This is a genomic window from Nocardia sp. NPDC127526, assembly GCF_042672265.1.
Taxonomy (GTDB): Bacteria; Actinomycetota; Actinomycetes; order Mycobacteriales; family Mycobacteriaceae; genus Nocardia.
In genome coordinates this window covers 1-25,033 of record NZ_JBHXVO010000034.1, presented here as the reverse complement: position 1 = coordinate 25,033, position 25,033 = coordinate 1, and the positions used below count along the sequence as shown (strand labels likewise).

At 68.0% G+C, this 25,033-nt stretch carries 22 protein-coding genes; 8 read left to right on the top strand and 14 right to left on the bottom strand.

The genetic code is table 11. The annotated features are described in order from the left end of the window. Positions 1 to 175: 175 nt before the first annotated feature. Positions 176 to 535, bottom strand: a complete 360-nt coding sequence (locus tag ACFVIV_RS33965) for a nuclear transport factor 2 family protein (protein ID WP_379203550.1) — start codon at positions 533 to 535, stop codon at positions 176 to 178. A gap of 59 nt (positions 536 to 594) precedes the next feature. Here ACFVIV_RS33965 and ACFVIV_RS33960 point away from each other — a divergent pair, with 59 nt between their 5' ends. Next, positions 595 to 1,521 (top strand): cyclase family protein, encoded by a 927-nt coding sequence (locus ACFVIV_RS33960; protein ID WP_379203548.1) that lies wholly within the window; start codon positions 595 to 597, stop codon positions 1,519 to 1,521. A 15-nt stretch (positions 1,522 to 1,536) separates the two neighbouring features. Here ACFVIV_RS33960 and glnA read toward each other — a convergent pair whose 3' ends face one another. Next, positions 1,537 to 2,973, bottom strand: a complete 1,437-nt coding sequence (gene glnA, locus ACFVIV_RS33955; RefSeq protein WP_379203546.1) for a type I glutamate--ammonia ligase — start codon at positions 2,971 to 2,973, stop codon at positions 1,537 to 1,539. A 372-nt stretch (positions 2,974 to 3,345) separates the two neighbouring features. On the opposite strand from glnA, the gene ACFVIV_RS33950 reads away from it, so the two are divergent. The 3 genes from ACFVIV_RS33950 (at position 3,346) to ACFVIV_RS33940 (ending at position 8,647) form a co-directional block, all read left to right on the top strand. Continuing rightward, on the top strand, positions 3,346 to 5,148 hold the full coding sequence (locus ACFVIV_RS33950; RefSeq protein WP_379203544.1) for an AMP-dependent synthetase/ligase: 1,803 nt from the start codon (positions 3,346 to 3,348) through the stop codon (positions 5,146 to 5,148). A 10-nt stretch (positions 5,149 to 5,158) separates the two neighbouring features. Then, on the top strand, positions 5,159 to 6,343 hold the full coding sequence (locus tag ACFVIV_RS33945; RefSeq protein ID WP_379203542.1) for a PucR family transcriptional regulator: 1,185 nt from the start codon (positions 5,159 to 5,161) through the stop codon (positions 6,341 to 6,343). A 246-nt stretch (positions 6,344 to 6,589) separates the two neighbouring features. After that, entirely contained in the window at positions 6,590 to 8,647 is a 2,058-nt protein-coding gene (locus tag ACFVIV_RS33940) for a CocE/NonD family hydrolase (protein WP_379203540.1), read from the top strand. Positions 8,648 to 8,707: 60 nt separating this feature from the next. Here the strand turns inward: ACFVIV_RS33940 and ACFVIV_RS33935 are convergent, their stop codons facing one another. Then, entirely contained in the window at positions 8,708 to 10,270 is a 1,563-nt protein-coding gene (locus ACFVIV_RS33935) for a glycosyltransferase family 39 protein (RefSeq protein ID WP_379203538.1), read from the bottom strand. Positions 10,271 to 10,481: 211 nt separating this feature from the next. On the opposite strand from ACFVIV_RS33935, the gene ACFVIV_RS33930 reads away from it, so the two are divergent. After that, the gene (locus tag ACFVIV_RS33930; RefSeq protein WP_379203536.1) at positions 10,482 to 10,985 is read left to right on the top strand and encodes a nitroreductase/quinone reductase family protein; all 504 of its coding nucleotides are present in this window, start codon (positions 10,482 to 10,484) and stop codon (positions 10,983 to 10,985) included. A 4-nt stretch (positions 10,986 to 10,989) separates the two neighbouring features. Here ACFVIV_RS33930 and ACFVIV_RS33925 read toward each other — a convergent pair whose 3' ends face one another. Beyond that, positions 10,990 to 11,367 carry a nitroreductase family deazaflavin-dependent oxidoreductase gene (locus tag ACFVIV_RS33925; protein ID WP_379203534.1) on the bottom strand — a complete coding sequence of 126 codons (378 nt, stop codon included), beginning with the start codon at positions 11,365 to 11,367 and terminating at the stop codon, positions 10,990 to 10,992. Positions 11,368 to 11,534: 167 nt separating this feature from the next. On the opposite strand from ACFVIV_RS33925, the gene ACFVIV_RS33920 reads away from it, so the two are divergent. Beyond that, complete coding sequence (locus ACFVIV_RS33920; protein ID WP_379203532.1) at positions 11,535 to 12,044, top strand: NUDIX domain-containing protein; 510 nt, start codon at positions 11,535 to 11,537, stop codon at positions 12,042 to 12,044. Between the two features lie 345 nt (positions 12,045 to 12,389). Here ACFVIV_RS33920 and ACFVIV_RS33915 read toward each other — a convergent pair whose 3' ends face one another. Then, positions 12,390 to 13,070 (bottom strand): TIGR00266 family protein, encoded by a 681-nt coding sequence (locus ACFVIV_RS33915; protein WP_379203530.1) that lies wholly within the window; start codon positions 13,068 to 13,070, stop codon positions 12,390 to 12,392. 192 nt (positions 13,071 to 13,262) lie between these two features. Here ACFVIV_RS33915 and ACFVIV_RS33910 point away from each other — a divergent pair, with 192 nt between their 5' ends. Beyond that, a complete protein-coding gene (locus tag ACFVIV_RS33910; RefSeq protein ID WP_379203528.1) occupies positions 13,263 to 14,000 on the top strand; it encodes a peptidylprolyl isomerase in 738 nt (245 codons plus the stop codon). A gap of 6 nt (positions 14,001 to 14,006) precedes the next feature. Here the strand turns inward: ACFVIV_RS33910 and ACFVIV_RS33905 are convergent, their stop codons facing one another. The 9 genes from ACFVIV_RS33905 to ACFVIV_RS33865 all read right to left on the bottom strand — a co-directional run bounded on the left by ACFVIV_RS33905 (position 14,007) and on the right by ACFVIV_RS33865 (position 23,356). Beyond that, entirely contained in the window at positions 14,007 to 15,521 is a 1,515-nt protein-coding gene (locus ACFVIV_RS33905) for a glycosyltransferase family 39 protein (RefSeq protein ID WP_379203526.1), read from the bottom strand. Continuing rightward, positions 15,521 to 16,147 carry a TetR/AcrR family transcriptional regulator gene (locus tag ACFVIV_RS33900; protein ID WP_379203524.1) on the bottom strand — a complete coding sequence of 209 codons (627 nt, stop codon included), beginning with the start codon at positions 16,145 to 16,147 and terminating at the stop codon, positions 15,521 to 15,523. The genes ACFVIV_RS33905 and ACFVIV_RS33900 overlap by 1 nt, the downstream gene beginning before the upstream one ends. 112 nt (positions 16,148 to 16,259) lie before the next feature. Beyond that, positions 16,260 to 17,402, bottom strand: coding sequence for an ABC transporter substrate-binding protein (locus ACFVIV_RS33895; RefSeq protein WP_379203522.1), 1,143 nt, complete (start codon positions 17,400 to 17,402; stop codon positions 16,260 to 16,262). Next, positions 17,399 to 18,184, bottom strand: a complete 786-nt coding sequence (locus ACFVIV_RS33890) for an ABC transporter permease (protein WP_379203520.1) — start codon at positions 18,182 to 18,184, stop codon at positions 17,399 to 17,401. The genes ACFVIV_RS33895 and ACFVIV_RS33890 overlap by 4 nt, the downstream gene beginning before the upstream one ends. Positions 18,185 to 18,189: 5 nt before the next feature. Further along, positions 18,190 to 19,041, bottom strand: coding sequence for an ABC transporter ATP-binding protein (locus ACFVIV_RS33885; protein WP_379203519.1), 852 nt, complete (start codon positions 19,039 to 19,041; stop codon positions 18,190 to 18,192). Continuing rightward, on the bottom strand, positions 19,038 to 19,916 hold the full coding sequence (locus ACFVIV_RS33880; protein WP_379203517.1) for an ABC transporter permease: 879 nt from the start codon (positions 19,914 to 19,916) through the stop codon (positions 19,038 to 19,040). The genes ACFVIV_RS33885 and ACFVIV_RS33880 overlap by 4 nt, the downstream gene beginning before the upstream one ends. A 116-nt stretch (positions 19,917 to 20,032) precedes the next feature. Next, positions 20,033 to 21,070, bottom strand: coding sequence for a TIGR03842 family LLM class F420-dependent oxidoreductase (locus ACFVIV_RS33875; RefSeq protein ID WP_379203515.1), 1,038 nt, complete (start codon positions 21,068 to 21,070; stop codon positions 20,033 to 20,035). Positions 21,071 to 21,101: 31 nt separating this feature from the next. Continuing rightward, on the bottom strand, positions 21,102 to 22,523 hold the full coding sequence (hydA, locus tag ACFVIV_RS33870; RefSeq protein WP_379203513.1) for a dihydropyrimidinase: 1,422 nt from the start codon (positions 22,521 to 22,523) through the stop codon (positions 21,102 to 21,104). Further along, positions 22,520 to 23,356, bottom strand: coding sequence for a nitrilase-related carbon-nitrogen hydrolase (locus ACFVIV_RS33865; RefSeq protein WP_379203511.1), 837 nt, complete (start codon positions 23,354 to 23,356; stop codon positions 22,520 to 22,522). The genes hydA and ACFVIV_RS33865 overlap by 4 nt, the downstream gene beginning before the upstream one ends. A 123-nt stretch (positions 23,357 to 23,479) precedes the next feature. Here ACFVIV_RS33865 and ACFVIV_RS33860 point away from each other — a divergent pair. Beyond that, positions 23,480 to 25,033, top strand: a 1,554-nt coding sequence (locus ACFVIV_RS33860) for an aminotransferase class I/II-fold pyridoxal phosphate-dependent enzyme (RefSeq protein ID WP_379203509.1), incomplete at its 3' end; no start/stop codon positions are given.

The window sequence follows — 25,033 nt, the reverse complement described above, 5'->3', positions numbered from 1 at the left end:
TAGTCTCTCCCCGCAACAGGATTCCATCACACGCGCGCGGGCGCATCCGCCACCGGCCTCCGCGTGGTGGATTGCGCGTATGCGCCAACGCCAGGTGTGGCGGATGAATTCCGTCCGGCGGGAACGCGAAATGGCGCCGGCACGGATCGTGCCGGCGCCACTGTCGCGGCTCGGGTCAGGCGGGCACCTTGTCGAGGAAGCCGAGCACCTGGGCGATCCGGCCGCCGGTGAGGGTGATCACGTCAAATCCGATCACCAGGGGTTCGGTTGCGCCGGGGGCGCCGAGATACCAAGTGAAGCGCGCGGTGTCGTGATGACCGTCCACCGGTCCGAGGCTGAATTCCAGACCCGCGAACTGCTGCTGGGCGCCGGCGACCATGGCGTCGATGGCCTCGGTGCCGCGGATCTCCGCCAGCGGATCGGTGAATGCCGCGTCCGCGGTGTACAACTCGTCGATCAGGGCTTTGCGCTTGTCCGCGTCCTGCTCGTTCCAGCTGTCGATGTAGCGCTGCGCGGTGTTCGTGTAATCCGTCATGCCTCAAGGTTCTTCGCTGTCGTGCTGCAAGTCGATTACGCGTCAGGTAAAGAGAAGCCATGAGTTTTCCCGCGGAATTCCTGGCGATCGCGAAGCGTGTGAACAACTGGGGGCGTTGGGGTTCGGAGGACGAGCTCGGGACATTGAACCTGATCACCGATGAGGTGGCGCGGGCCGCGGCGGCCACCGTGCGCACCGGACGCCGGGTTCCGCTGGCCTTGCCGCTGACTCAGCAGGGCGTGCAGACAGGCTTGATTCCCGGGCGCGTGAATCCCCTGCACAGCATGGTCGCGATCAACTGGCAGCTGTTCGGCCCGGACACGGTCGCCACCAGCGATGACGTGGTGACCATGGCCTTGCAGGCCGCCACGCACTGGGATGCCCTGCCGCACGTCTCGCACTCCGGCCACATCTACAACGGCCGTCCCGCCGACAGCATCACCGCACACGGCGGCGCGGCCTTCAGCGCCATCTCCGCAATCCCGCACATCGTCTCCCGCGGCGTACTCCTGGATGTGGCCCGCGCCCGCGGCGTCGACCGCCTCCCCGTCGATCACGCCGTCGTCCCCGAAGACCTGGAAGCCGCCGAGGAACTGGCCGGCACCCGAGTCCGCGCCGGCGACATAGTCCTCATCCGCACCGGCCACATGCGGCTGTACCTGTCCGGCGACCGCACCGCCTACGCCATGCCCTCCCCCGGCCTGTCCATCCGCACCCCCGAATGGTTCCACGCCCGCGACACCGCCGCCGTGGCCACCGACACCCTCACCTTCGAAATCTTCCCACCCGAAATCCCCAACGCCTGGCTCGCCGTCCACGCCCTCCACCTCGTCGAAATGGGCATGCTCCAAGGCCAGAACTGGAACCTCGAACCCCTGTCCACCGCCTGCGCCGAACAGTCCCGCTACGAATTCCTCCTCTCCGCCATGCCCGAACCCTTCGTCGGCGCGACCGGAACCCCGGTCGCCCCGGTCGCGATCTTCTGAGTCGACCGCGGTTGGTCAGACGTCGAAGTAGAGGTCGAATTCGTAGGGGTGGGGGCGGACGTTGATTTCTGCTATTTCGGTGTAGCGCTTGAGGCGGATCCAGGTTTCGATGAGGTCTTCGGTGAAGACGCCGCCGGCCGTGAGGTATTCGTGGTCGGATTCCAGGCGGTCGATTACGGCGTCGAGGCTGGGTGGGGTTTGGATTACTTCGGCGGATTCCTCGGGGGTCAGTTCGTAGAGGTCTTTGTCGATCGGGAGGGCGGGTTCGATTTTGTTGGTGATGCCGTCGAGGCCGGCCATCATCATGGCGGCGAAGGAGAGGTAGGGGTTGCCGGAGGAATCGGGGCAGCGGAATTCGAGGCGCTTAGCGCTCGCGCTGGTGCCGGTTACGGGGATGCGTACGGCTGCGGAGCGATTGCGTTGGGAATAGACGAGATTCACGGGGGCTTCGAAGCCGGGGACCAGGCGTTTGTAGGAGTTCACCGTGGGGTTGGTGAAGGCGAGGAGGGAGGGGGCGTGGTGGAGTAGGCCGCCTATGTAGTGGCGGGCCAGGTCGGATAAGCCCGCGTAGCCGGCCTCGTCGTAGAACAGCGGGGAGCCGTCCTTCCAGAGGGATTGGTGGACGTGCATGCCGGAGCCGTTGTCGCCGAAGAGGGGTTTGGGCATGAAGGTGACGGTTTTGCCGGCGGCCCAGGCGGTGTTCTTGATGATGTATTTGTAGAGCTGGAGGTCGTCGGCGGCGGCCAGCAGGGTGTTGTAGCGGTAGTTGATTTCGGCTTGGCCCGCGGTGCCCACCTCGTGGTGGCCTTTTTCCAGTTCGAAGCCGGCGTGCTGGAGGTTGGTGCACATTTGGTCGCGCAGGTCGACGTCGGCGTCGTAGGGGGCGACGGGGAAGTAGCCGCCTTTGGGGCGGACCTTGTAGCCGCGGTTGGGGGTGCCGTCGGCATTGGTCTTGGCGCCGGTGTTCCAGTCGGCGGAGGAGGAGTCGACCTCGTAGAAGGCGCCGTTCATGGCGGTGTCGTAGCGGACGCTGTCGAAAATGTAGAACTCGGCTTCGGGGCCGAAGTAGGCGGTGTCGGCGATGCCGGTGGAGCGGAGATACTCTTCGGCCTTGCGGGCCACATTGCGGGGGTCGCGACTGTAGGCGACGCGGGTGTGCGGGTCGGCCACGAAGCAGTTGATATTGAGCGTCTTGGCGGCGCGGAACGAATCCAGTTGCGCGGTGCGCAGGTCCGGCAGCAGCAGCATGTCGGATTCGTGGATGGCCTGGAAGCCGCGCACGGACGAGCCGTCGAACGCGATACCGTTCTCGACCAGGTCTTCGCCGAACATCTTGGCGGGAATCGAGAAGTGCTGCTGGACGCCGGGGACATCGCAGAAGCGGATGTCGACGTATTCGACTTCCTCGGCGTTGATGTAGTCCAGAACTCCGTTGGTAGTAGGGGTGATCACCGCTGGCTCCTCACACAGCCGCACACCACCCGATCGGACGGCCCGGTCGGGCTCCGGCGGTCCTGTTCGTGTGCTAACACGATACGACGGAATGATCGGCCGCGGGACCCGAATCAGATTGTGCAACAAGATCATTCGCGACACACGCGCGTCAGCGAGCCGCCGCCACGCCGCCGGGGACCGTTCACCCGACCAGCGCACGCCGCTCCCGCCGCCAACCGGGGCCGCGCACCAGCGGTTTGTGCAATGAGCACAAGTCGATCAGCGTAGATCTTGTCCATTGCCTCTGGACCGGACAAGCCTTTGTGCGGTGTGCTGGATGGCACTGTGAGGGCCGCCACGCCCTCGAACGTTTGATCACAGAGGTAGGTCGTGAGTTCATCGAATCCCGCGGGGGCCGGCCCGCGCACGCTGATCGAGGCATTCCAATCGAATGTCGCGCGCTATCCCGACCAGGTGGCGCTGCGCACCCTCGGTGGCGCGGTGGCGATCACCTGGCGCGAATACGGCGAGCGCGTGCGCTCGATCGCCTCCGGCCTGGCGGCGCTGGGCATCGGCCCGGGCGACACCGTCGCGCTCATGATGACCAATCGGCCCGAATTCCACCTCTGCGACACCGCCGTCCTGCACACCGGCGCCACCCCGTTCTCGGTGTACAACACCAATCCGGTGGATCTGCTGGCCTACCAGTTCGGCAATGCGGGCAACAAGGCGGTGATCTGCGAACGCCAGTTCGCGCCGCAGATTCTCGAGGCCGTGGAAAAGGCCGCCGCCCAGGGCAATACGGTCGAACACGTGATCTGCGTGGACGACGCCCCCGAGGGCACCGTTCCCCTCGCCGACGTCGAGGCCCTGCCCGCCGGTGATTTCGATTTCGAGAGCGCCTGGCGCGCGGTCGATCCCGGGAACCTGCTCACCATCGTCTACACCTCCGGCACCACCGGCCCGCCCAAGGGCGTCGAGCTCACCCACACCAACTTCCTCGAAAACGCCCAGGTCATCGAGGAATTCGGCGGTGGCGGACCCGAGGACAAGGTCGTCTCCTACCTGCCCGACGCGCACGCCGCCAACCGCTGGTTCGCGCACTACCTGTCCATGCTGACCGGCGGCCAGATCACCACGGTCCCCGATCTCAAGCAGGTCGCCGAGGCGCTCACCGAGGTCCATCCCTCGGTCTTCCTGGGCGTCCCGCGGGTCTGGGTGAAGGTCAAGGCCGCCCTGGAGGAGCGCTTCGCCGCCGAACCCAGCCCGGTCAAGCGCCGCCTGATGGATTGGGCCATTCGCACCGGCCGCGCCCGCGCCCGCGCCGAATCCGACGGGCGCACCCCGAACTTGCTGGAACAGGCCCGGTTCAAGCTGGCCGACCGCCTGGTGCTGGCCACCATCCGCGAACGCCTGGGCCTGGACAAGGTCCGCGTTGCCGTCACCGGCTCGGCACCCATCCCGCACGACACCCACGAGTTCTTCCTCGGCCTGGGCCTGCCGCTGTGCGAGGGCTACGGCATGACCGAGTGCACGGCCGGCGCGACCCTGTCCCGCCACCCGCGCATCAAGATCGGCACGGTCGGCAAGCCGCTGCCCGGTTCCGAGATCAGCATTGCCGACGACGGCGAGGTCCTGGTACGCGGCAAGATGGTCATGCGCGGCTACCGCAATGCCCCGGAGAAGACCGCCGAGACCATCGACGCCGACGGCTGGCTGCACACCGGCGATATCGGCGAGATCGACGCCGACGGGTTCCTGAAGATCGTGGATCGCAAGAAGGAACTCATCATCAACGCGGCCGGCAAGAACATGTCGCCCACCAATATCGAGAACACCGTCACCGAGAACACGCCGCTGGCGGGCACGGTGGTGGCCATCGGCGACAACCGCCCGTACAACACCGCGCTCATCCTGCTCGATCCGGATCTGGTCGCCGCCTTCGCCGAGCGCCATCAGCTATCGGACCGGAGCATTGCCGCCCTGGCCGCGGACCCGATTGTGCTGAAGGCCCTGCAAGAGGGCGTCGATGCCGCGAATTCCAAGCTCTCCCGGGTGGAACAGATCAAGAAGTTCGCGGTGCTGCCGGAGGTGTGGACCCCGGGCAGCGACTGCCTCACGGCCACCGGAAAACTGAGGCGCAAACCAATAGCTACCGCCTACGCGGCTACTATCGATTCGCTGTACGGGTAGTAGGAGAGTCATGCAAGCGCGAATCCGGGACCGAGTGCTCGAGGAGCTGTATCGGCGCGCGGTCGCGGTCCGGGACGAGATACCGGCCGCGGTGCCGCCGTACCGCAACCTGCCGCACACGCTGGTGGCGGGCGGTTTCGAGCGCGGCGTGAAGCTCAATATCGACCTGTTCTTCGACTATCTGCGCAGCGGCGTCCTGCCCGCCGAGGAGGACACCCGCGAGGTGGTGGAGATCGCGCTCGGCCGGGTCCGCGACGGCGAACCCCTGGAAGAGGTGCTCGGCCGCTACAGCATCGGCGCGGAATTCATCTGGAACGAGATCCGCGCCGTCGCCACCGGCGACGAACGCGAACTGCTCAGCGATTCCGCGCTGCAGATGCTGCACTACATCACGATGATGCAGACCCGCATCGCCACCGCGGTGGTGCGGCGCGTGCACGATCCGCGCTGGGAGCTGCTGGAACGCCGCCGCGCCATTGCCGACGCCCTGCTCACCGGCCGCGACCCGATCGAATGGGCCGATGAACCGGCCATCGCGGTCCCCGATGCCTTCCTGGTCGCGGTCTTCCGTTTCGGCGCGGCCCGCGGTGCGGAGACCAGCGAGCTGCGGCACCGCATCGAGGCCATTCCCGGCGTCTTCCTGCGCCTGGACAGCGGCGGCTGGACGGCCCTGCTCCCCCTGCAGCCCGGCGACGACGGCACCGCCACCGCGGCCGCCCTCGCCACCCGCCTGCCCGCGCAACCCGCTGGGCAGTCTGCACAACCCGCCCCGTTCTGGGTCGGCGTCACCGTGGCCCCGACCCGCACCCTGGTTCCGGGGGTCTTCACCGAGGCCCGCATCTTGGCCGAGCTGGGCCGCTGCCTGGACCGCCCGCACATGGTGTGCCGCCGCAGCGACCTCATGTTCGAGTACACCGTCGCCGCGGGCGGTTCCGCCCGCGCCGGTCTCGCCGCCGTCCTCGCGCCCCTGGACCCGCAGCCGCTGCTGGCCGAGACCCTGGAGGTCTTCGTGGACACCGGCTTCAACCAGCTGGCGACGGCCCGCCTGCTGAACATCCACCGCAATACGGTCACCTACCGGCTGGCCCGCGTCCACGAGCTCACCGGCCTGGACCCGCACCGCCCCACCGACGCCATGACGCTCTCGGCGGCCCGCATCGCCCGCCGCCTCGAATCGGCCTCCTTCGCCCCGTAATTCGCCCATTTTCCTCGACCGGGAACTGGTGGCGGCATTCCGCGAGTAGCCACCGCCACCAGTGCCCGGTCGGCGGTGTTTCACATCCGGCGCCGCATTGGTCCACTGCACAATCCGAAACCGCGCAGTCTTGGTTACTGCCGGTAGCGCGGCATACCGGCTGTGCGGTGTGCTGAATTCCGACGATGAGGTCGGCGACGGGTGTCCGTCCGCGCGGCCTCCCGAGCATCCGCAGAGGTTATTTCGTTGACTAGCAAGACCAGGCCGCGCCGCGCCCGGCTCGCCGCCCTCACCGTGGCGGGACTGTCCGCGCTGGCGGTGACCGTCTCGAGCACCACGCCGGTCGCCGCCGTGCCCGCCGCCGGACCGGTGCCGACGGCGCCCGCGAATTTCGGATTGCCCGCCGGGTATCAGCCCACGCCCGAGCAGTACGGCGTGGGTTATGAACTGGGACATGTGGTTCCGCTCTCGGATGGCACCCAGTTGCAGGCCGAGGTGCGCTATCCGACCGATCCGGCGACCGGGCAGCGCGCGGCCGGGGAGTTTCCGGTGGTCGTCAACTTCACCACCTACGGCGCGGTCACCAGCGCGCTCACGGCGGCCATCACCAGCGTCATCGACACCTTCCGCATTCCGCTGCCCGATCAGTTGCGCGATGTGCGACGCGTGATCAACCAGGCCACCAGTGCGCAGGACATGCTGGTGCGGCGCGGCTATATCGAGGTGATCGCGGATGTGCGCGGCACCGGCGGGTCCACCGGCGCGTGGAATCCGGCGTCGCGGCAGGACGGCCAGGACGGTGTGCAGCTGGTGGATTGGGCGGCGAAGCTGCCCGGATCCAATGGCAAGGTCGGCATGTACGGGTATTCGTTCCCGGCCTTGAGCGCCTTCCGCACCGCGCAGGCCGTCGGGCCGGATTCGCCGCTCAAAGCCATTGTGCCCATGGCGATGCCGAACAATATCTTCAACGAGGTGCTCGGCCACGACGGGCTGATGAGCCCTATTCTGCTCACCGCGATCTCGGTGATGGTGCCGTATCTGAGCCTGATCGGGCCGTTCATGACCGCGGTGGTGTCACCGCAGACGTTCCTGGCTGCTCTGATCGACCATCTGAAGGCGATTGTCTCCCAGGACAGTACGATCAAACTGCTGCTGGAGGCCTATGCGGGCGGGCCGCTCGCCTATGACGGCGACTGGTGGCAGGAGCGGCGTTTCGAAACCGATCTGAGCAATCTGGTCGACAAGGGCATTGCCATGTACCAGGTCGGCGGGTTCTGGGATCTGTATCAGGAAGGGCCGCTGCGCAATTACTCGCAATTGCAGAATCTGGCCGCGGGCCGTGACCAGTTCGCGCCGATGGCCGCCGATCAGCGGGCCGACGGCCGCTACCAATTGCTCATGGGCCCTTGGTATCACGTGGGCCTGGGTGTCGGACCGGGTTCGCGCCTGGATACCGATCAGATCATCGTGGCGTGGTTCGACCGCTGGCTCAAGGACATTCCCAACGGCATCGACGAGACCGACACCCCGCTGCATGTCATCGACGCCAACAATATCGCGGCCGATACCGCCCGCTACCCGTTCGAGCAGGCGAGCGTCACGCAGCGCTGGTTCGACGGCGATCGCCTGGTCGCGGACGAGCCGGCGGTGGCCGACGCGTCGGATCGTCTCGACTACACCGGAATCGACAACCTGTGCAACCGGCAGAGCCTGGGCCAGTACACGGCGGGCCTGCCGGACTTCGTCTTCCGCGTGTTCAATGCCTACAACCCGTGCACCGAATGGGTGCAGGACCCGACCGCCGGGCTGCGGTACACGATGGATCCGGTGAGCGAGCCGACCGTGGTGGCGGGTCCGGCCAATGTCAGCCTGTACGCCTCCTCCACGGGCACCGACGCCGCCTTCCAGGTGTGGCTCGACGATGTGGCGCCCGACGGCACGGCCGTGAACATTACGGGCGGTTCGCAATTGGCGAGCCAGCGCACGCTGAACGAGGACAAGACCTGGCGCACGGGAGACGGGACCGTCTACGGGCCCGAGCACATCGTGGTGAAGGAGAACGAGCGGCTGCTGACCCCGGGTGAGGTGGTGCAGATGGATATCAAGCTGCGCCCGACCTTCTACACCCTGCAGCCCGGACATTCGCTGCGGCTGCGGATCACCAGCGGGACATTCCCGTCCACCATGCCCATTCCGACGGATCTGCCCCGTTTGCTGGGCACGTCGCAGCAGATTCAGCGAAACTCGGTGTGGCCGTCGAGCCTGGTGGTTCCACTGGCGCCCGCGGGATCGTTCGCCCACTGACCCGGGGGAACGGGAAGGGTGGCACGGCCGGTCGCCGCGGCCGTGCCACTCCCTTGGCGACTACAGGTGCATCCACTGCGGCCATACCTGCGACCACGGCTGTTTCCGGCCCGTGCACTTCCAGATGGTGACGTCCTGGGTGTTGCCGGGGAAGCCTAGGCGGGTGTCGACCTCGCCGATCGGCTCGACGCGCTCGAACTGGGTGGCCAGCTCGGGCTCGTCGTCCTCGCCCACGTAGAGCACGGTCGTGGCGTCGTCGGGCGGGGTCCCGAAGTAGCCGAAGCCGCGGCTGGGGCTGTAGATCGGCGGCAGCTCGTCACGGCCGAGCTGGTCCAGAGCGGCGGACTGCCAATAGGTGTCGGTGATGATCACCGTGTGCGCCTGCTGGTCCGGCGGCAGCGCCCGGTACGCCTGCTCGACCGCGGCGGTGAGTTCGGGCCAGCCGAAGGAGCCGTAGGTGCCGATATTGATGGCGGCCTGGCCGAGATCCGCAGGGGGCTCGATGTCCTCGGGCGACTTCCACGGCATGGCGTACAGCACGAAGATGGTCGAGATCGCGCCCAGTAGGGCCGTCACCGAGATCAGCGCCGCCCGTCCGATGGCGGCGGTGCGCTCGGCGGTCGTCACGAGGGCGACCGCGCCGGCGGCGATCATGACCGCGTACATGCCGGTGGTGTAGTAGATGCGTCCGCCGGTAATGAGGAACGCCGCGTACAGCAGGATCAGGGTCACACCGAGAAATCGATAGGGCCGCAAGGATTCCCACATGAGCAGGGCCCACAGACCCCACAGCAGCAGCAGCGCGCCCAGCAGTCCGGCCAGGCTGATCGACATGGGTATGAACAGCAACCTTCCGCCCAGCACCCCTTGCTGTTCGCCGATCACCCGGCCCATTTCCAGTTGCGGCCAGCCATTGTTCGCCTGCCAGACGAGGGCGGGCACCATGGTCACCACCACGATCGCACCGCCGATCCACAACAGCGGCCGGCGCACCAGCTCGCGCGGGCCGAAGGCCAGGCTGCTCGCCGCGACCGCGAGCCAGAAGAACGGGATCAGCCATTTCACCTGCATGTCCACCGCGGTGACGAGGGCGGCGAGCAGGAGGAGGCGGTCGTCGCGGGTGTGCACCCAGCGCACCACGAGCCAGGTGATGATCACCCACAGCGCGGTGTCGACCGAATTGGTGGTGAGCATGGTGCCCTGCAACAGCAGGAACGGTGAGGTGGCGTATGCCAGCGCCGCCAGCGCTTGCGCCCAGCGGCCGCCGCCGAATTCGCGGACGAGCATGGCGCACAAGACGATTGCGAGCACTGTAAGGATGACCGCGGGCAGCCTTATCGCGAAATAGGATCCGGGCGCGAGGGTGTCCATCAGCCGTGCGAGCAGCGGCAGCACCGGTCCCTGATCGGCGTACCCGAAGGCGAGCCGCCGGCCGGCCGCGAGGAAATACAGTTCATCGCCGAAGTACCCGTAGCGGGTCGCCGAGTACAGCAACACCGCGGCAGCCGGGGACGCGATGGCTGCCACGCTCCACCACGCCATGGGTGGGCGCTCTTCCGCTGCTGCATGTCGCCCGGACGGGTTCGGCTGCGCCGGGCGATCCTCGACATCGGTCACCAGCATGCTCCTGAACGACGGGGCTTCGTGCGGTCACCAGCGAATCTACAGCGCCCGCCAGAACCGACCGGTCTGCGAAACACTGCCGCACCCGCGCGACCACACGCCTCCGGAACCGTGGCCGACCCTCCCGTGGTCGCCGCCCGGCCCTGGTCACCAGCCTATACTCGGTCCGGTATGCCCCTGCCGTACAACGCTTTCCGTGAAGGAGACCGGCATGTCCGAGCAAACCCCCGACGCCAATCCGTACGGCACGCCGTCCACCAGCGGCCCGCAGCCGATTCCGCAGTATCAGCGCTACGTCAATGCCACCATGCGCACCCTGCTGCGCGTGCCGGGCATCTCCAGCGTGGTCGGCAAGCGGCTGCTCGTCATTCACGTCACCGGCCGCAAGTCCGGCAAGGTCTACGACGTCCCGGTCGCCTACACCCGGCACGGCGACGAGATCCTGGTCGGCACCCGGTCGCTGCCGTGGGTGCGCAATATCCGCAAGGACAATCCGGTGCAGCTGTCCATGGGCGGTCCGCGCCGCACCGCCGACGGCGAGGTGGCCACCGACAATGAATCGGTCATGCGGCTCTACGAGGTCATCGCCCGCGACAATGCCACCAATGCCAAGTTCAACGGCATCGGCTTCAATCCCGACGGCAGCCCCAACAAGGCCGATATCTATCAGACCTGGCAGCAGGGCGGCGTGGTCATCCGCCTGAAGCCGCGCTGAGGTCCTACGCGGGCCGCGCCTGCACGTAGTACTCCGCCGAGATCGCCACCAGCGCCTGCCGCACCAGCGGCGGCGCCCAGGACGCCGACGCGTCCCGCCGCACCACCGGATCCACCAGCATCAGCGTGCGCCCGCGCGTCTCGAACTCGAAGGCCCCCGCCGCCCGAATGTTCTTCAGCCAGTCCACCTCCGGCCCGTAGGTCAGCGCCACCCGGTACCCGTCGTCGCGCGCGAACACCAGCACCGGCGACCGATATACCCGCCCCGACTTGCGCCCCCGATGGACCACAATGCCGAATCCCGGCGCGACCCGGGCCATCACACCCAGCACGGGATTGGTGACGACCCTGTTGAACCTGGCCAACGTCTGCGGCAGCGGCACGTCTTCGTCCTCTCCGACGGTTCTCCCGTCCCCCGCCGGCGCGGAGATCACGCGTCCGCCGAAAACGGTTGTGCATGAAGAGGCTACGCCCGTCGCCGACCCCCTCGCGCGTGATCGATAAGGTGCTGAGGAACCACCCGGCAGCCGTGCCGCAGAAGGGAGCCCGCATGGCCGAGATGATCGCGCTCTACGACGCCGAGGGCCGCGAGATCGGCGCGCAGGACCGCGCCGTCGTCTACGCCGAGGGCCTCTGGCACGCCAGCGCCGGCGTCCTGGTCCGCTCCCGCGACGGCTCCCGCATCTACGTCCACAAACGCACCGACACCAAGGCCGTCTTCGCCGGCATGCACGACTGCCTGGCCGGCGGCGTCCTCTCCCCCGGCGAGGACCCCGCCGCAGCCGCCCTCCGCGAACTCTCCGAAGAACTCGGCATCGCCCCCGACGACCACCCCGTCCCCCTCGTCACCGCCTCCTGGGACGGCACCTGGCAAGACCGCCCCATGCGCTGCCACCTCTTCGCCTACGAGGTCCGCTACGACGGCCCCATCCATCACCAACCCGAAGAGATCGCCGCCGGCTGGTGGTGGACCGACAAGCAACTCCTCACCCACCTCGAAGACCCCACCTGGCCCTTCGTCCCCGACACCCGCCTCCTCATCCCCGACCTCCTCCGCTGATCCCCGAACCAGCACGGCTGGACTCGTCCAGGAAAATGCAAGCGGCCCAACGAAACCCGCGCGATTCGTTGGGCCGCCGGTGGGGTGGGTTACTTGGAGCTTCCCGAGAAGAGGTTCTGGACCAGTTTGGTCAGGACATCGGCAAGGAAATCCGCTGCGGATCCGGACACGTTTGACTCCTCATCTGTGAAACGGCATGTCGAACATGTGAAGCATGATCTATTCACATGTCCAACTCCGGGGTTTTCGCGAGGAAAGTTCCCCGGCCGGATCAAGATTTCACAGTAGGGCCGGGTTCAGCTGCGGTTATGTTCGATGAGTGGGACTGTGGCGTGGGTCACAGTGCTAGCTGGCCGAGGTGGCACGGCCGACCCAGGCGGAGAAGGCGCCGGGGTTGCGGGTTTGCAGGAGGACGCGGCCGGGGCCTACGAAGTCGAAGACGAAACCTTCGCCTGATTTGAGGGATTGGAGTGAGCGGCCGGAGACGGCGCGGCGGATGGTGAAGTTCATGGCGAGGTCGTAGGCGACGACGTGGCCGGTGTCGATGGTGACCGGTTCGCCGGGTTGCAGGTCGATGACGTCGATGGCGCCGAAGACGCCGAGGACCACCTCGCCTTGGCCGTCGGCGCGCAGGCCGAAACCGCCCTCGCCGCCGAAGAGGTTGGCGAAGCCGCCCCATTTGGCTTCGACGGCGACGCCGTGCGAGTTGGCGATCCAGCCGCCGCGGCTGATGAAGTACGGGCGGTCCGGGGCCACGGTGAGGGCGAGCATGTCGCCGGGCAGGGCCGGCGCGACGTCGACCCAGCCGCCCTGCGGGGGCGCGGTGAACGTGGACACGAAGAACGACTCCCCCGCCAGCACCGACCTTTTCAAACCGGCGATGATGCCGCCTTCGGCCTTGGCCGCCAGTGAGACTCCCGCGGAGTGCGCGATCATGGCCCCGTGCTCCACCCGCATGGGCTCGCCCCCGGCCAGAAAGCAGCGGGCGACGGTCGACGACGGATTGTGCCGCAGTTCTACCTTCATATCCGCCGACGTTAGCAGTGAATTCCCAGGTGGTGGGAGTGATCCCGGCGTGCCGCGCAATCCGGACTCTTCGCCCGGAACCACCCATCCGGCCCCATGCGCGCGGCGGAGATGGAATGATTCCGCGCGCGGCATTGTCCGGCGTCCGGTCCGCACAGACCGGCACCCAATCCACTCGAAGGAGACCATCCGGTGAGCATCGAACCGCAGCAGCGGCATCCCGACAGCGACCAGGCCCGGCGGCCCCGCCGAATTCGGATCGGCCGCAGCACGCTACGACGCATCGGGGTCATCGCCGCCGCGGCCACTCTGGTGCTGGTGATCTCCGGGCGCGCCGACGCCGCCCCCGCGCCGCTGCCGGCCAATCATGTACCGGGCTGCAGCGATCCGGCCGAGGCCCAGCCGACCGGCGGGACCTGGCTGTTCGAGCCGGCCATGACCATCGACCAGTCGGCCGGGTACACCGCCGATCTGGCCACCAACTGCGGCACCATCACCATCCAGCTCGATGCGGCGAAGGCCCCGCGCACCGTCAATTCCTTCGTATTCCTGTCCGAGCAGCGGTATTTCAACCAGACCCGCTGCCACCGGCTGACCACCGAGGGCATTCGCGTCCTGCAGTGCGGTGACCCGACCGGCACCGGAACCGGCGGCCCGGGCTACCGGTTCAACGACGAGAACCTGGAAGGCGCAACCTATCCCGCGGGCACGGTCGCCATGGCCAATTCCGGGCCGAACAGCAATGGCAGCCAGTTCTTCCTGGTGTACGGCGATTCGCAGCTGCCGCCGAACTACACCCCGTTCGGCAAGGTCACCCAGGGCATGAGCGTGCTGCAGAACATTGCCGCGGGCGGCACCGTCGACGGCTCCGGCGACGGTCAGCCCGCCGCCGGCGTGGTGCTCGATTCCGTTGTCGCCGTGCGGAGCTGAGCGAGCTCAGCCCAGGCGCAGCATGGATGGCCACTCGTGCGACCAGGGGTCGCGCGGGTGGTCGCAGCGCCAGATGGTGACGCCCCGGGTCACACCGGGCAAGCCCAGTCGAGCGTCGACGCGGCCCACCTCGGTGACGGTCGCGCAGTGCGCGCGCGGTTCACTGCCGTCGCCGCCGACCCAGAGCACCGTGGTGGCGGTATCGGGCGGGGTGCCGAAGTAGCCGAAGCCGCGGTTGGGGCTGTAGATCGCGGGCAGACCGTACTTCACACGATCGCCGTCCAACGCGGATGCCTGCCAATAGGAATCGGTGATGACGACGGCCCGCGACCGTTCCGGCTCCGGTAGCGCCCGATACGCGGCCGCCGTCGCGTCACGCAGTTCGGGCCAGCCGAACTTGGCGTACACGCTGATGGCCGAATCCGATTCGCGGGCGGGCGGGATATCGCTTTCGGGCTGCCAGGGCAGCACATACGCCACCAGCACCGCCGAGGACACGGCGAGCACGCCCGCCACCCAGCCGCGCCACCGCGCCGCCCGGGTGGTCCACTGCACCGCCCCGGCGGCCATCACCATCGGGAAGCAGCCGATGAGGTAGTACGGGCGGCCGTTCTCGACCAGGAACACCACGGTGAGCAGCAGCGGCACCAGGCCCAGAAAGCGATACGGCCGCAGGCTGTCCGACCGCAGCAGCGCCCAGATGCCGTACAGCAGCAGCACTCCGCCCAGGATTCCGGCCATGAGCAACGCGAGCGGCAGGAAGGTGAGCCGCCCGCCCATGGTGTCCTGTTCGGCCGACACCTGCGCCCCCATGCCCAGTTGCGGCCAGCCGTGCGCCGCCTGCCACAGCAGCGTCGGCAGCGTGCACACGAAAACCACTGCGGCACCGGCCCACAGCAGCGGGCGGCGCAGCAGCTCACGCGGTCCGTAGATCAGCGCGGCAATGCCGACGGCGATCCAGAAGAACGGGATCAGCCACTTCACCTGCATATCGAGCGCGGTCACCAAGGCCGCCCAGAACAGCAGACCGTCGCGACGGGTGCGCACCCAGCGCACGAGCAGCCAGCTGATCAGCACCCACAGCGCGGTGTCGATGGTGTTGGTGGACAACTGCGTTCCCTGGATCAGCAGGAACGTCGAGGTGGCGTAGGCGGCCGCGCTGAGGGTCTGAGCGCCGCGCGAACCACCGAATTCCCGGGCGATCTGAGCGCTGATGACAATGGCCGCGACGGTGACCAGCAGCGCCGGAATACGCAGGGCCACCAGCGATCCCGGTGCGAGGATGTCCATGAGCCGCGCGATGGCGGGCACCAGCGGTCCCTGATCGGCATACCCGAAGGACAACCGGCGTCCGGCCGAGAGGAAGTAGAGCTCGTCACCGTAGAAGCCGTAGCGTCCGAGCGACGCGGCCAGAGCCACCGCGGCGACGCCCGCGATGGCGGCCACCGGACCGAGCGCGAAGGGCGGCAGGCCCGCGGGAGTTTCCCGCCGTGCCGCAATGGTTTTCAGGGACGTCGTCATCACTCTTCCGCCTTCCTGGTGGCGAGATCGAACAGTCGGGCAGTGTGCGCGGTATAGCCGCGCAGGTCGAAATCCGTTTCCCTGACCACGCGCGCGCCGGCCCCGTCGATGGCGTCGCGAATCGATTTGCCCATGAACACCGGATCGAACTCGCCGAACTCCCCCTCGAGCTGCCCTTCCCGCAGCAGCGCGACGAGCGGCTCCAGGATCTCGCTCTCGTCCGACGAGGCGAAGTGCAGCTGTCCGTCGGCGTCGCGCAGATTGCGCACCACCTCGGTGAGGGCGGCCACATACCGCCGGTTCGCATCGATGAACGCCAGGTTCGATTCGATATAGGCCAGCACGCGGTTGCGCGCGCCCACCGCGGCGATGACCTCCGGCGCCACCACCTCGGCGGCGGAGACGTACAGCTGGATCACCAGCTGCGTCATCAGATCGTCCTTGCCCTGGAAGTGGTAGGAGATGACCCCCTTGGAGATGCCCGCGTGCTCGGCGATCCGGGCCAGGGACGCATTGGCGTACCCGACCTCGGAGATCACCTCCACGGCCGACGCGATGATCTGGCGGCGGCGGGCCTCTTCGATGAACGAGCGCTGCTGACCGCCCGGCTCACTTTCTGACCGCATGGCCAAATTCTAGAACATACGGTCAATGCACCGCGAGACCCCGGAAACAGCGGCGCCCGCTGCCCCCACATCGGTGTGCGGGGCAGCGGGCGCGAGCGACGATCGATCGGGCCTATTTGCCGCCCTCGGTGAGGGTGACCGGCTGCGCCGTGTAGGAACTGCCGGTGACGTCGACACCCTGGGACTTCAGCAGGTCGATGGCCTTGGTGGCGTATTCGACGGTGTAGGCGGCCGCATCGGGATCCTTGGTGAGCACGGTCGCGCCCTCTTGGTTCTTGGTGTTCTTCGCAATGGACACGGTCCGATCCCACGCGGCCTCGTCCATCAGCCCGATTCCCTTGGGCGAGGGCCAGATCAGCTTGTTCACCTCGGTGATCTGCCACTGCTGGTGGCTGTTGCCGAGCGTGGATCCGGCGGCGACGGTGATATCGCGGCACTTCTCCACATTGTCGCGGCAGAACGCCCAGCCCTCGAGCGAGGCGGCGATGAACTTGACGGTTTGATCGGCGTACCCGCTGTCGTTCAGCTTCTCGCTATTGGCCCAGATGGCGTCCTGCAGCATGGCGACGCCCTGGTCGTTCCAGTCGATGGTGGTGAAATCCGCCGGCGTGTACAGCTTTCCGGTGGCCGGGTTCTTGGTTTCCAGCAGTTGCGCGTACTCGTTGTAGGACATGGCCTGGGCGGCGTCGATATCGCGGGCGAGGAAGGCGTTCATATCGAACTGCTGCTGCACCAGCGTGACATCCTTGGCGGGATCGAGTCCGGCGCGGGTCATTCCGGCGAAGAGCTCGAATTCATTGCCGTAGCCCCAGTTTCCGACCTTCTTGCCGCGCAGGTCGGCCGGTCCGTTGATGCCGGCCGCCTTGAACGACACCTGTTTGGTGCCCGAACGCTGGAAGATCTGGGCCACATTGGTGATGCCCGCACCGGCTTCCCGGGAGGCGAGCGCCTTGGGCACCCAGGCGATGGCGTAATCGGCCTGCCCCTGGGCGAGCACGGTCTGCGGAACGATATCGGTTCCGCCGTCGATGATTTCGACGTCGAGACCGTGCTTCTTGTAGAAGCCCTGGTCGACTGCGGCCAGATACCCGGCGAACTGGCCTTGTTTGAACCACTGCAACTGCAGCTTGACCTTGGTGAGCCCGTCGGTGGTGGTGCTCGATTCGGTGGTGCTGCAGCCGGTGAGCGCGGCCAGGCCCAGAGCGGCGGCGAGCGCCCAGGCCTGGATGCGTTGTCTGCGGGTGGTACTTCTCATTTCGATCTCCAGAGGGTGGTGCGGGGTCTGCGGGTGAGCTGCTCGAGCAGCAACACGGCGGCGAGGAAAGCCAGGCCGAGCACCATGGCGGCGACGACATAGGCCCAGGCGCGGGGATAGGCGGTATTGGCTGCGGCGGAGGTGATCCGGCTGCCCAGGCCGTGCTGGAGGCCGCCGAAGTATTCGGCGATGATGGCCGCGATGACCGCACCGGGCGCGGCGATGCGCAGGCCGGTGAACAAGTGCGGCAGCGCGGCGGGCAGCCGGACGGTGCGGGTGATCTGCCAGCCGCCGGCGGCGTAGGCGGTCATGAGGTCGGCGTGCACGCGCGGGACCTGCCGCAATCCCTTTGCGGTGCTGACGAATACGGGGAAGAACACCACGATCGCGGCGACCAGGCGGCGCGGCAGATCGGTGGTGGTCGAGTACATGGAGTTGAGCAGCGGGGCGAGCGCGACGATAGGGACGGCGGCGGCGCCCGCGGCGAGCGCGCCGAGCAGGCCGTCGACCACGGCGAAGCGCACGGCCAGGATGGCGGCGGCGATGCCGAGAACCGCTCCGGCGAGCAGACCGATGAGGGCGTTGGCCCCGGTTGCGGTGGCGGCCTTCAGGATCGCGTCGAAGTTGGCGCTGAAGGCGTCGGCAATGGCGGTCGGCGCGGGCAGCAGGAAGGACGGCACTCCGGCGGCGACGGTGAGCACCTGCCACAGCATCAGGATGGTCACCCCGAAAAGCACCGGCGGCCCGGCGGTTTTGAGCATGCTGAACCCATTCGCGCGCATGGTCGTCACCGGATGTCCCGTCCCGCCACCGCATCCGCCGCGGTGCCGTGGCCCTCGTGCAGGGCGGCGCGCACGGCGGCGACCGAGGAGAAGAATGCCTCGGTGGAGCGCACGTCTTCTTCGGCGGCGCGATCCCAGCCGCCGGTGCCCAGGACGGCGGTAATGCGTCCGGGCCGTGGGGACATGACCACCACGCGATCGGAGAGGAACACCGCCTCCGGAATGGAGTGCGTCACGAAAACCACTGCGGCGCCGGTCTCCTCGGCCACCCGCAGCAGTTCGCCCTGCATGCGTTCACGAGTCATCTCGTCGAGCGCGCCGAACGGCTCGTCCATCAGTAGCAGCGGTGGTTTGCGGGCCAGCGCGCGGGCGATGGCCACGCGCTGCTGCATCCCGCCGGAGAGCTCGGCCGGATAGCGCTGGGCGAAGTCGGTGAGCCCGGTGATCTCGAGCAGTTCGGCGCTGCGCGCGCGGCGCTCGCGTTTGCCGACGCCGTGCAATTGCAGTGGCAGCTCCACATTCTCGCGCACCGTGCGCCAATCCAGCAGCCCGGCCTGCTGGAAGGCGATGCCGTAGTCCTGGTCCAGCCGCGCCTGTCGCGCTGTCTTGCCGTGCACCACAACGGTTCCCGAGGTGGTCTGCTCCAGGTCGGCGATGATGCGCAGCAGCGTGGATTTGCCGCAGCCGGACGGGCCGATGAGGGAGACGAACTCACCGGCCGCGACCGACAGCGTCACATCCTCGAGCGCGGTGACCGCACCGGCGGCGTAGATCTTGCCGACGTCGCGCAGTTCGACGGCGGGCACCGAATCCGGCCCGGCCGCCGTGTCTTTCGCGAGGGATGTCTCGACGGTCAACGGGAACCTCCTGAGGTATGACCGGGCCGGCTGTAGCGGCGCAATGCCAGTTCCGCCACGCTCACCAGCGCGGTCAGCACGACCCCGAGCAGTGCGGCGGCCAGCACGGCCGCGTACAGCCGTGCGGCATTGCCGGTGGATTGTTGCGAGAACACGATGATCTGCCGGCCGATCCCGCCCGCGGTGCCGGTGGAGATCTCGGCGACCACCGCGCCGATGACCGCGGCCGCCGCCCCGAGCCGCAGCGCGGGCAGAATATGCGGCACCGCGGCGGGCAACCGCAGAAACCGCAGCGTCGCCCACCATCCGGCCGCGCAGCTGTGCAGCAGTTCGACCGAGGCCTTGGCCGGTGCTTGCAGCCCGCGCAGCGTGCCGATGGCGACCGGGAAGAACACCAGGTACGCGGCGATGACGACAATGCTCATCCACGGCCGCCACGGCTGCCCGGCGATCACGAACTTGCCGCCCCAGCCCGCCACCAGGGGCGCGAGCGCAATGAGCGGAACCGTCTGGGAGACGATCACATACGGCAGCAGGCCGCGCTCGACCCACGCGAAGCGCTGCATGACGATGGCGAGCAGAATGCCGACGACGGTGCCCACGGCGAGGGCGAGCAAAGACAGCCCGAGGGTGAATCCCCCGGTGCGCAGCAGCGTCGCCCCGACCGTGGTCTTACCGTCGGCCTCCCCGAGCACGGTGAGCACCGCCCACGCGTGCGGCATGGCGCCATCGGAGGTGCGCGGCAGCACGCGCTGCTCGCCGATGCTCACGCCATTGGCCGGTACCAGCGCCTTCACCAGTTCCCACAGCACGATCAGCAACACGAAGGCGAGCAGCGGAAACGCGAATCGCCAACCACTCGCCCCGATCGTCATCCCGGCGCGCTTTTGGCCGGGATCTTGCCCCGCCATTCGTGGATTCCGGCCAAAAGCACGCCGGAATGACGGGGCGGCTACATCCGGATCGGGTGCGAGTTCATCGAGCATTCCCGTCACGTGCTGGTCTCCGTCGCGGTCACGGGGTGGGCCAGCCGCGGCAGCACCGATTCGCCGTAGGCCTCCAGGGTGGAGGTCTTGGCATCGTGCTGGAGATAGACGGCGAATTGGTCGACGCCCAGTTCCTCGAGTTCGCGCAGCCGGGTCAGGTGGTCGTCGGGGGTGCCGATCACGCAGAACCGGTCCACGATGGCGTCCGGCACGAAGTCGGCGTGCGTATTCCCGGCGCGCCCGTGCTGGTTGTAGTCGTAACCCTGGCGGCCCGCGATGTATTCGGTCAACGCGGCCGGAACCTCGCTGTCGCCACCGTATTTGGCGACGATATCGGCGACGTGGTTGCCGACCATGCCGCCGAACCAGCGGCACTGCTCGCGAGCGTGTTTCAGGCCCGCGACCGTGCCGTCGGTGATGTAGGCGGGCGCGGCGACGCAGATGCTCACCGACCGCGGGTCGCGCCCGGCTCGTTCGGCGGCGGACCGCACCCGCGCGATGGTCCAGGCGGCGATATCGGGATCGGCGAGCTGCAGGATGAACCCGTCGGCTACTTCGCCGGTGAGATCCAGTGCGCGCGGCCCGTATCCGGCCACCCACACCGGCAGCCGCGAGTGCTGTGCCCACGGGAACCGGATGGTGGTGTCCCCGATGTGCGCGCTGCGGCCGTTGCCGAGTTCGCGGATCACTGCGATGGATTCGCGCAGGGTGGCCAGATCGGCCGGTCGGCCGCCCAGCGTGCGGACCGCCGAATCACCGCGCCCGATACCGCAGATGGTGCGGTTGCCGAACATGTCGTTCAGCGTGGCGAAGGTCGACGCGGTCACCGTCCAGTCGCGGGTGGACGGGTTGGTGACCATGGGCCCGACCACGACTTTCCGGGTCGAGGCCAGGATTTGGCTGTAGATGACGTAGGGCTCCTGCCACAGCAGGTGCGAGTCGAACGTCCACACGTGCGAGAAGCCGTGCGTCTCGGCGATTCTCGCCAGTTCCACCACCCGCGAGGCGGGCGGCGTGCATTGCAGCACCACACCGAGGTCCATGCGGCACGCTCCGATCGTTGGTCGGGTCGAATCAGATGAGGTTCTGCGCCAGTCCGCGTTTGACGAAACCGCCGTGACCGGCGCTGCCCAGGTAGGCCCCGGCGTCGACGATCACGCGGCCGCGCGAGAGCACCGTGTCCACGTGCCCGTCGATCTCGAAGCCCTCGTAGGCGGAGTGGTCCATGTTCATGTGGTGGGTCTTGCCCAGCCCGATGCTGGTGTGCCCGTTGGGGTCGTAGATCACCACATCGGCGTCCGCGCCCGGGCTGATGACGCCCTTGCGCGGATACATGCCGAACATGCGCGCGGGCGTGGTGCAGCAGACCTCCACCCACTTCTCCAGCGAGATGCGCCCGTCCTTCACGCCCTGGAACATGAGGTCCATGCGATGCTCGACGCCGCCGATGCCATTGGGGATCTTGCTGAAATCCCCTATGCCCAGCTCTTTCTGATCCTTCATGCAGAACGGGCAGTGATCGGTGGCGACACTGGTGACATCACCGGTGCGGATGTAGCGCCACAGCTCGTCCTGGTGACCCTCCGACCGCGCGCGCAGCGGTGTCGAGCAGACCCACTTGGCGCCCTCGAATCCCGGTGCGCCCAGCTGTTCTTCGAGCGACAGGTACAGGTATTGCGGGCAGGTCTCACCGAAGACGTTCTGGCCGTTGCCGCGTGCCTGCGCGATCTGTTCGAGAGCCTGTTTGGCGGAGACGTGCACGACGTACAGCGGGGCCCCGGTGACCTGCGCCAGCATAATGGCGCGGTGGGTGGCCTCCTCCTCCAATTGCCAAGGGCGAGAGGTGCCGTGGAAGTACGGTGCGGTGTCGCCGCGCTGCAGGGTCTGCTCGATGAGCACATCGATGGCGATGCCGTTCTCGGCGTGCATCATGAGCACCGCGCCCAGGTCGCCGGCGGTCTGCATGGCGCGCAGGATCTGCCCGTCATCGGAGTAGAACACGCCCGGGTAGGCCATGAACAGCTTGAAGCTGGTGACGCCCTCGGACACCAATTCCGCCATGCCCTTCAGGGATTCGGCATTGACGTCGCCGACGATCTGATGGAACCCGTAGTCGATCGCGCACTTGCCCGCGGCCTTGGCATGCCAGGCCGCCAGGCTGTCCTGCACCCGCTCCCCCGGCTTCTGCACGGCGAAGTCCACGATCGTCGTCGTGCCGCCCCAGGCCGCCGCCCGCGTTCCGGTCTCGAAGGTGTCGGACGCCTCGGTGCCGCCGAAGGGCAGCTGCATGTGCGTATGCGCGTCCACGCCACCGGGAATCACGTATTTGCCGGTGGCATCGATGACCACGTCGGCGTTTGCCGCCAGGTCCGCCCCGAGCGCCGTGGAGCCCGGTTGCACGACGGCGGCGATGGTTTCACCGTCGATGAGCACATCGAGCAATTGCGAACCGGTGGCCGAGACCACCGTTCCGCCGTGAACAAAGACGCGACTCACGGCTGCACCAGCTCTCCGTAGGCGTCCGGCCGGCGATCACGGTAGAAGGCCCAGCGGTCGCGCACCACCTTGAGCAGATCCATATCCAGGTCGCGCACAACGAGTTCCGGGTTCTGGTCGGAGGCGACCTCGCCCACGAACTTGCCCTCGGGGTCGGCGAAGTAACTGGTGCCGTAGAAGTCGTTGTCGCCCAGGTCCTCCACGCCGACCCGGTTGATGGCGCCCACGAAGTACTCGTTGGCGACCGCGGAGGCCGGTTGCTCCAGCTTCCACAGGTAGCTCGACAGCCCGCGCGAGGTGGCCGAGGGATTGAACACGATCTCCGCCCCCGCCAGGCCCAGCGCCCGCCAGCCCTCCGGGAAATGCCGGTCGTAGCAGATGTACACCCCGACCTTGCCGACCGCGGTGTCGAACACCGGCCACCCGAGATTCCCGGGCCGGAAGTAGAACTTCTCCCAGAACCCCTTCACCTGCGGGATGTGGTGTTTGCGGTACTTGCCGAGGTAGCTGCCGTCGGCGTCGAGCACCGCGGCGGTGTTGTACAGGACCCCCGGCTGCTCCTGCTCGTACACCGGCAGCACCATCACCAGGCCGAGTTCGCGGGCCAGCGCCTGGAACCGCTCCACCGTCGGCCCGGGCACCGCCTCCGCGTACTCGTAGAACTTGGCGTCCTGCACTTGGCAGAAGTACGGCCCGTAGAACAGCTCCTGGAAGCAGATCACCTGCGCGCCCGCCGCGGCCGCCTGGCGCGCGTATTCCTCGTGCGCCTTGATCATGGACTCTTTGTCGCCGGTCCAGTTCGTCTGGACCAGTGCAGCTCGAACGATTGCCATACTTTGTGATACTCCACCCTGAACCACTTCCGTTGTGTTACAACTTCGCGGAAACAGTTTCGTGACCGTAAATCCTCGGGGCGGCTTCGTTCACCCCGTCGCGTCCATCGCAGAATGGCGCTTGTGACAACGGAACTCGACCCGCCGGACGCCCCCGCCGCCGCATCGGCCGCGGCAGTGCCGACGGTGCCCGCCGGGGACCTGATCGACCACGTCCACGACCGCACCGCCGCCGGTATCGCCGCGGCCGTGAGCCGCCGCATTCGCTCCGGCGCGCTGCCGCCCGGCTCCCGGCTGCCCACCGTGCGCGACCTCGCGCGCGAGTTGAAGGTCTCCCCCGCCACCGTCAACCAGGCTTGGCGCGCCCTGGCCGCCGCGGGCGCCATCATGGCGCGCGGTCGCGCGGGCACCTTCGTCGGAACGCCCCGGCAGCCGGTCACGGTGACCCCGGCCGGGCGCTATCAGCGCCTGCACTCGCACTCCGACAACAACTTCCGCATCGATCTGTCGCGTGGCGTCCCCGATCCGGCCCTGCTGCCCGACCTCACCACGGCGTTGCGCGTGCTCAGCGCCGACGGGGCCATCGACGACCTCTCGGCCACCTACCTCGGCGACGCCATGCTGCCCGAGCTGGAGGCGGCGGTCCGCGCCGACTGGCCCGCCCGCGCCGGCCGCTTCACCGTGCTCGACGGGGCCCTGGACGCGGTGGACCGCCTGCTGGCCGTGCACGTCCGCCTGGGCGATGCGGTGATCGTCGAAAACCCCTGTTTCCCACCGTTCCTGGATCTGCTGTCCCGCCTCGGCACCCGCCCGGTCCCGGTCGGCATGGACGAATCCGGGCTGCTCCCGAGCGAACTCGCCGCCGCGGTGGCCGCCCACGCGCCCACCGCCCTACTGCTGCAACCCCGGGCCCAGAACCCCACGGGCGCGTCCCTCACCGCCCAGCGCGTCCGCGAGCTGACCGATGTGCTGGCCGACGCCGCCGGTGTGTCGGCGGTCCGGCCGCTCATCATCGAGGACGATCACTCGGCCGGCATCGCGCACTCCCCCGCCCGATCGCTGGGCGCGCGCCTGCCCGCCCGCACCGTGCACATTCGCTCATACTCCAAATCCCATGGCGCGGACCTGCGCCTGGCAGTGGCGGGCGGTCCGCCCGACCTGCTGGACCCGGTCATCGAACGCCGCATGCTCGGCCCCGGCTGGTCCAGCCGCCTGCTGCAGCGCGTCCTGCTGCACATGCTCACCGATGATGCGGCCCGCGCGACGGTCGCCCGGGCCCGCACCGTCTATCGCACCCGCGCCGAGGCACTGCGAAAGGCCCTGTCCCGGCACGACATCCGGATCGCCCGCGGCGACGGCATCAACCTCTGGCTGCCGGTCGCCGACGAGAACGCCGCCATGATCTCCCTGGCCGCCGCCGGTATCAAGGCCGCTCCCGGCGGCCCGTTCGAGGTCACCGACCACCCGCACAACGACCATCTGCGGCTCACCGTGGCCGCCCTGCACGATGGCGAAATCCCGGAGCTCGCCACACACCTGGCGATCGCCGCCGCGGCGTCCCCCGCCTACCGCCGGATCCGCCGCGGTTGTGCGGCGGTTACCGCGACCCGCCCCGGGTGCGCCGACAGGCGATCCCTTCCCCATACCGTCCCTAAAGGGCTGGAATCTGCCCGGCGG

Excerpts from the sequence above, each read along its gene's own strand:
- ACFVIV_RS33915 (WP_379203530.1), bottom strand. The coding sequence starts at position 13,070 with ATGAAGGTAGAACTGCGGCACAATCCGTCGTCGACCGTCGCCCGCTGC.
- ACFVIV_RS33960 (WP_379203548.1), top strand. The coding sequence starts at position 595 with ATGAGTTTTCCCGCGGAATTCCTGGCGATCGCGAAGCGTGTGAACAAC.
- ACFVIV_RS33905 (WP_379203526.1), bottom strand. The coding sequence starts at position 15,521 with ATGACGACGTCCCTGAAAACCATTGCGGCACGGCGGGAAACTCCCGCG.
- ACFVIV_RS33865 (WP_379203511.1), bottom strand. The coding sequence starts at position 23,356 with ATGGCAATCGTTCGAGCTGCACTGGTCCAGACGAACTGGACCGGCGAC.
- ACFVIV_RS33920 (WP_379203532.1), top strand. The coding sequence starts at position 11,535 with ATGGCCGAGATGATCGCGCTCTACGACGCCGAGGGCCGCGAGATCGGC.
- ACFVIV_RS33890 (WP_379203520.1), bottom strand. The coding sequence starts at position 18,184 with ATGCGCGCGAATGGGTTCAGCATGCTCAAAACCGCCGGGCCGCCGGTG.
- ACFVIV_RS33880 (WP_379203517.1), bottom strand. The coding sequence starts at position 19,916 with ATGACGATCGGGGCGAGTGGTTGGCGATTCGCGTTTCCGCTGCTCGCC.
- ACFVIV_RS33875 (WP_379203515.1), bottom strand. The coding sequence starts at position 21,070 with ATGGACCTCGGTGTGGTGCTGCAATGCACGCCGCCCGCCTCGCGGGTG.
- ACFVIV_RS33935 (WP_379203538.1), bottom strand. The coding sequence starts at position 10,270 with ATGCTGGTGACCGATGTCGAGGATCGCCCGGCGCAGCCGAACCCGTCC.
- ACFVIV_RS33965 (WP_379203550.1), bottom strand. The coding sequence starts at position 535 with ATGACGGATTACACGAACACCGCGCAGCGCTACATCGACAGCTGGAAC.
- ACFVIV_RS33895 (WP_379203522.1), bottom strand. The coding sequence starts at position 17,402 with ATGAGAAGTACCACCCGCAGACAACGCATCCAGGCCTGGGCGCTCGCC.
- ACFVIV_RS33930 (WP_379203536.1), top strand. The coding sequence starts at position 10,482 with ATGTCCGAGCAAACCCCCGACGCCAATCCGTACGGCACGCCGTCCACC.
- ACFVIV_RS33900 (WP_379203524.1), bottom strand. The coding sequence starts at position 16,147 with ATGCGGTCAGAAAGTGAGCCGGGCGGTCAGCAGCGCTCGTTCATCGAA.
- ACFVIV_RS33945 (WP_379203542.1), top strand. The coding sequence starts at position 5,159 with ATGCAAGCGCGAATCCGGGACCGAGTGCTCGAGGAGCTGTATCGGCGC.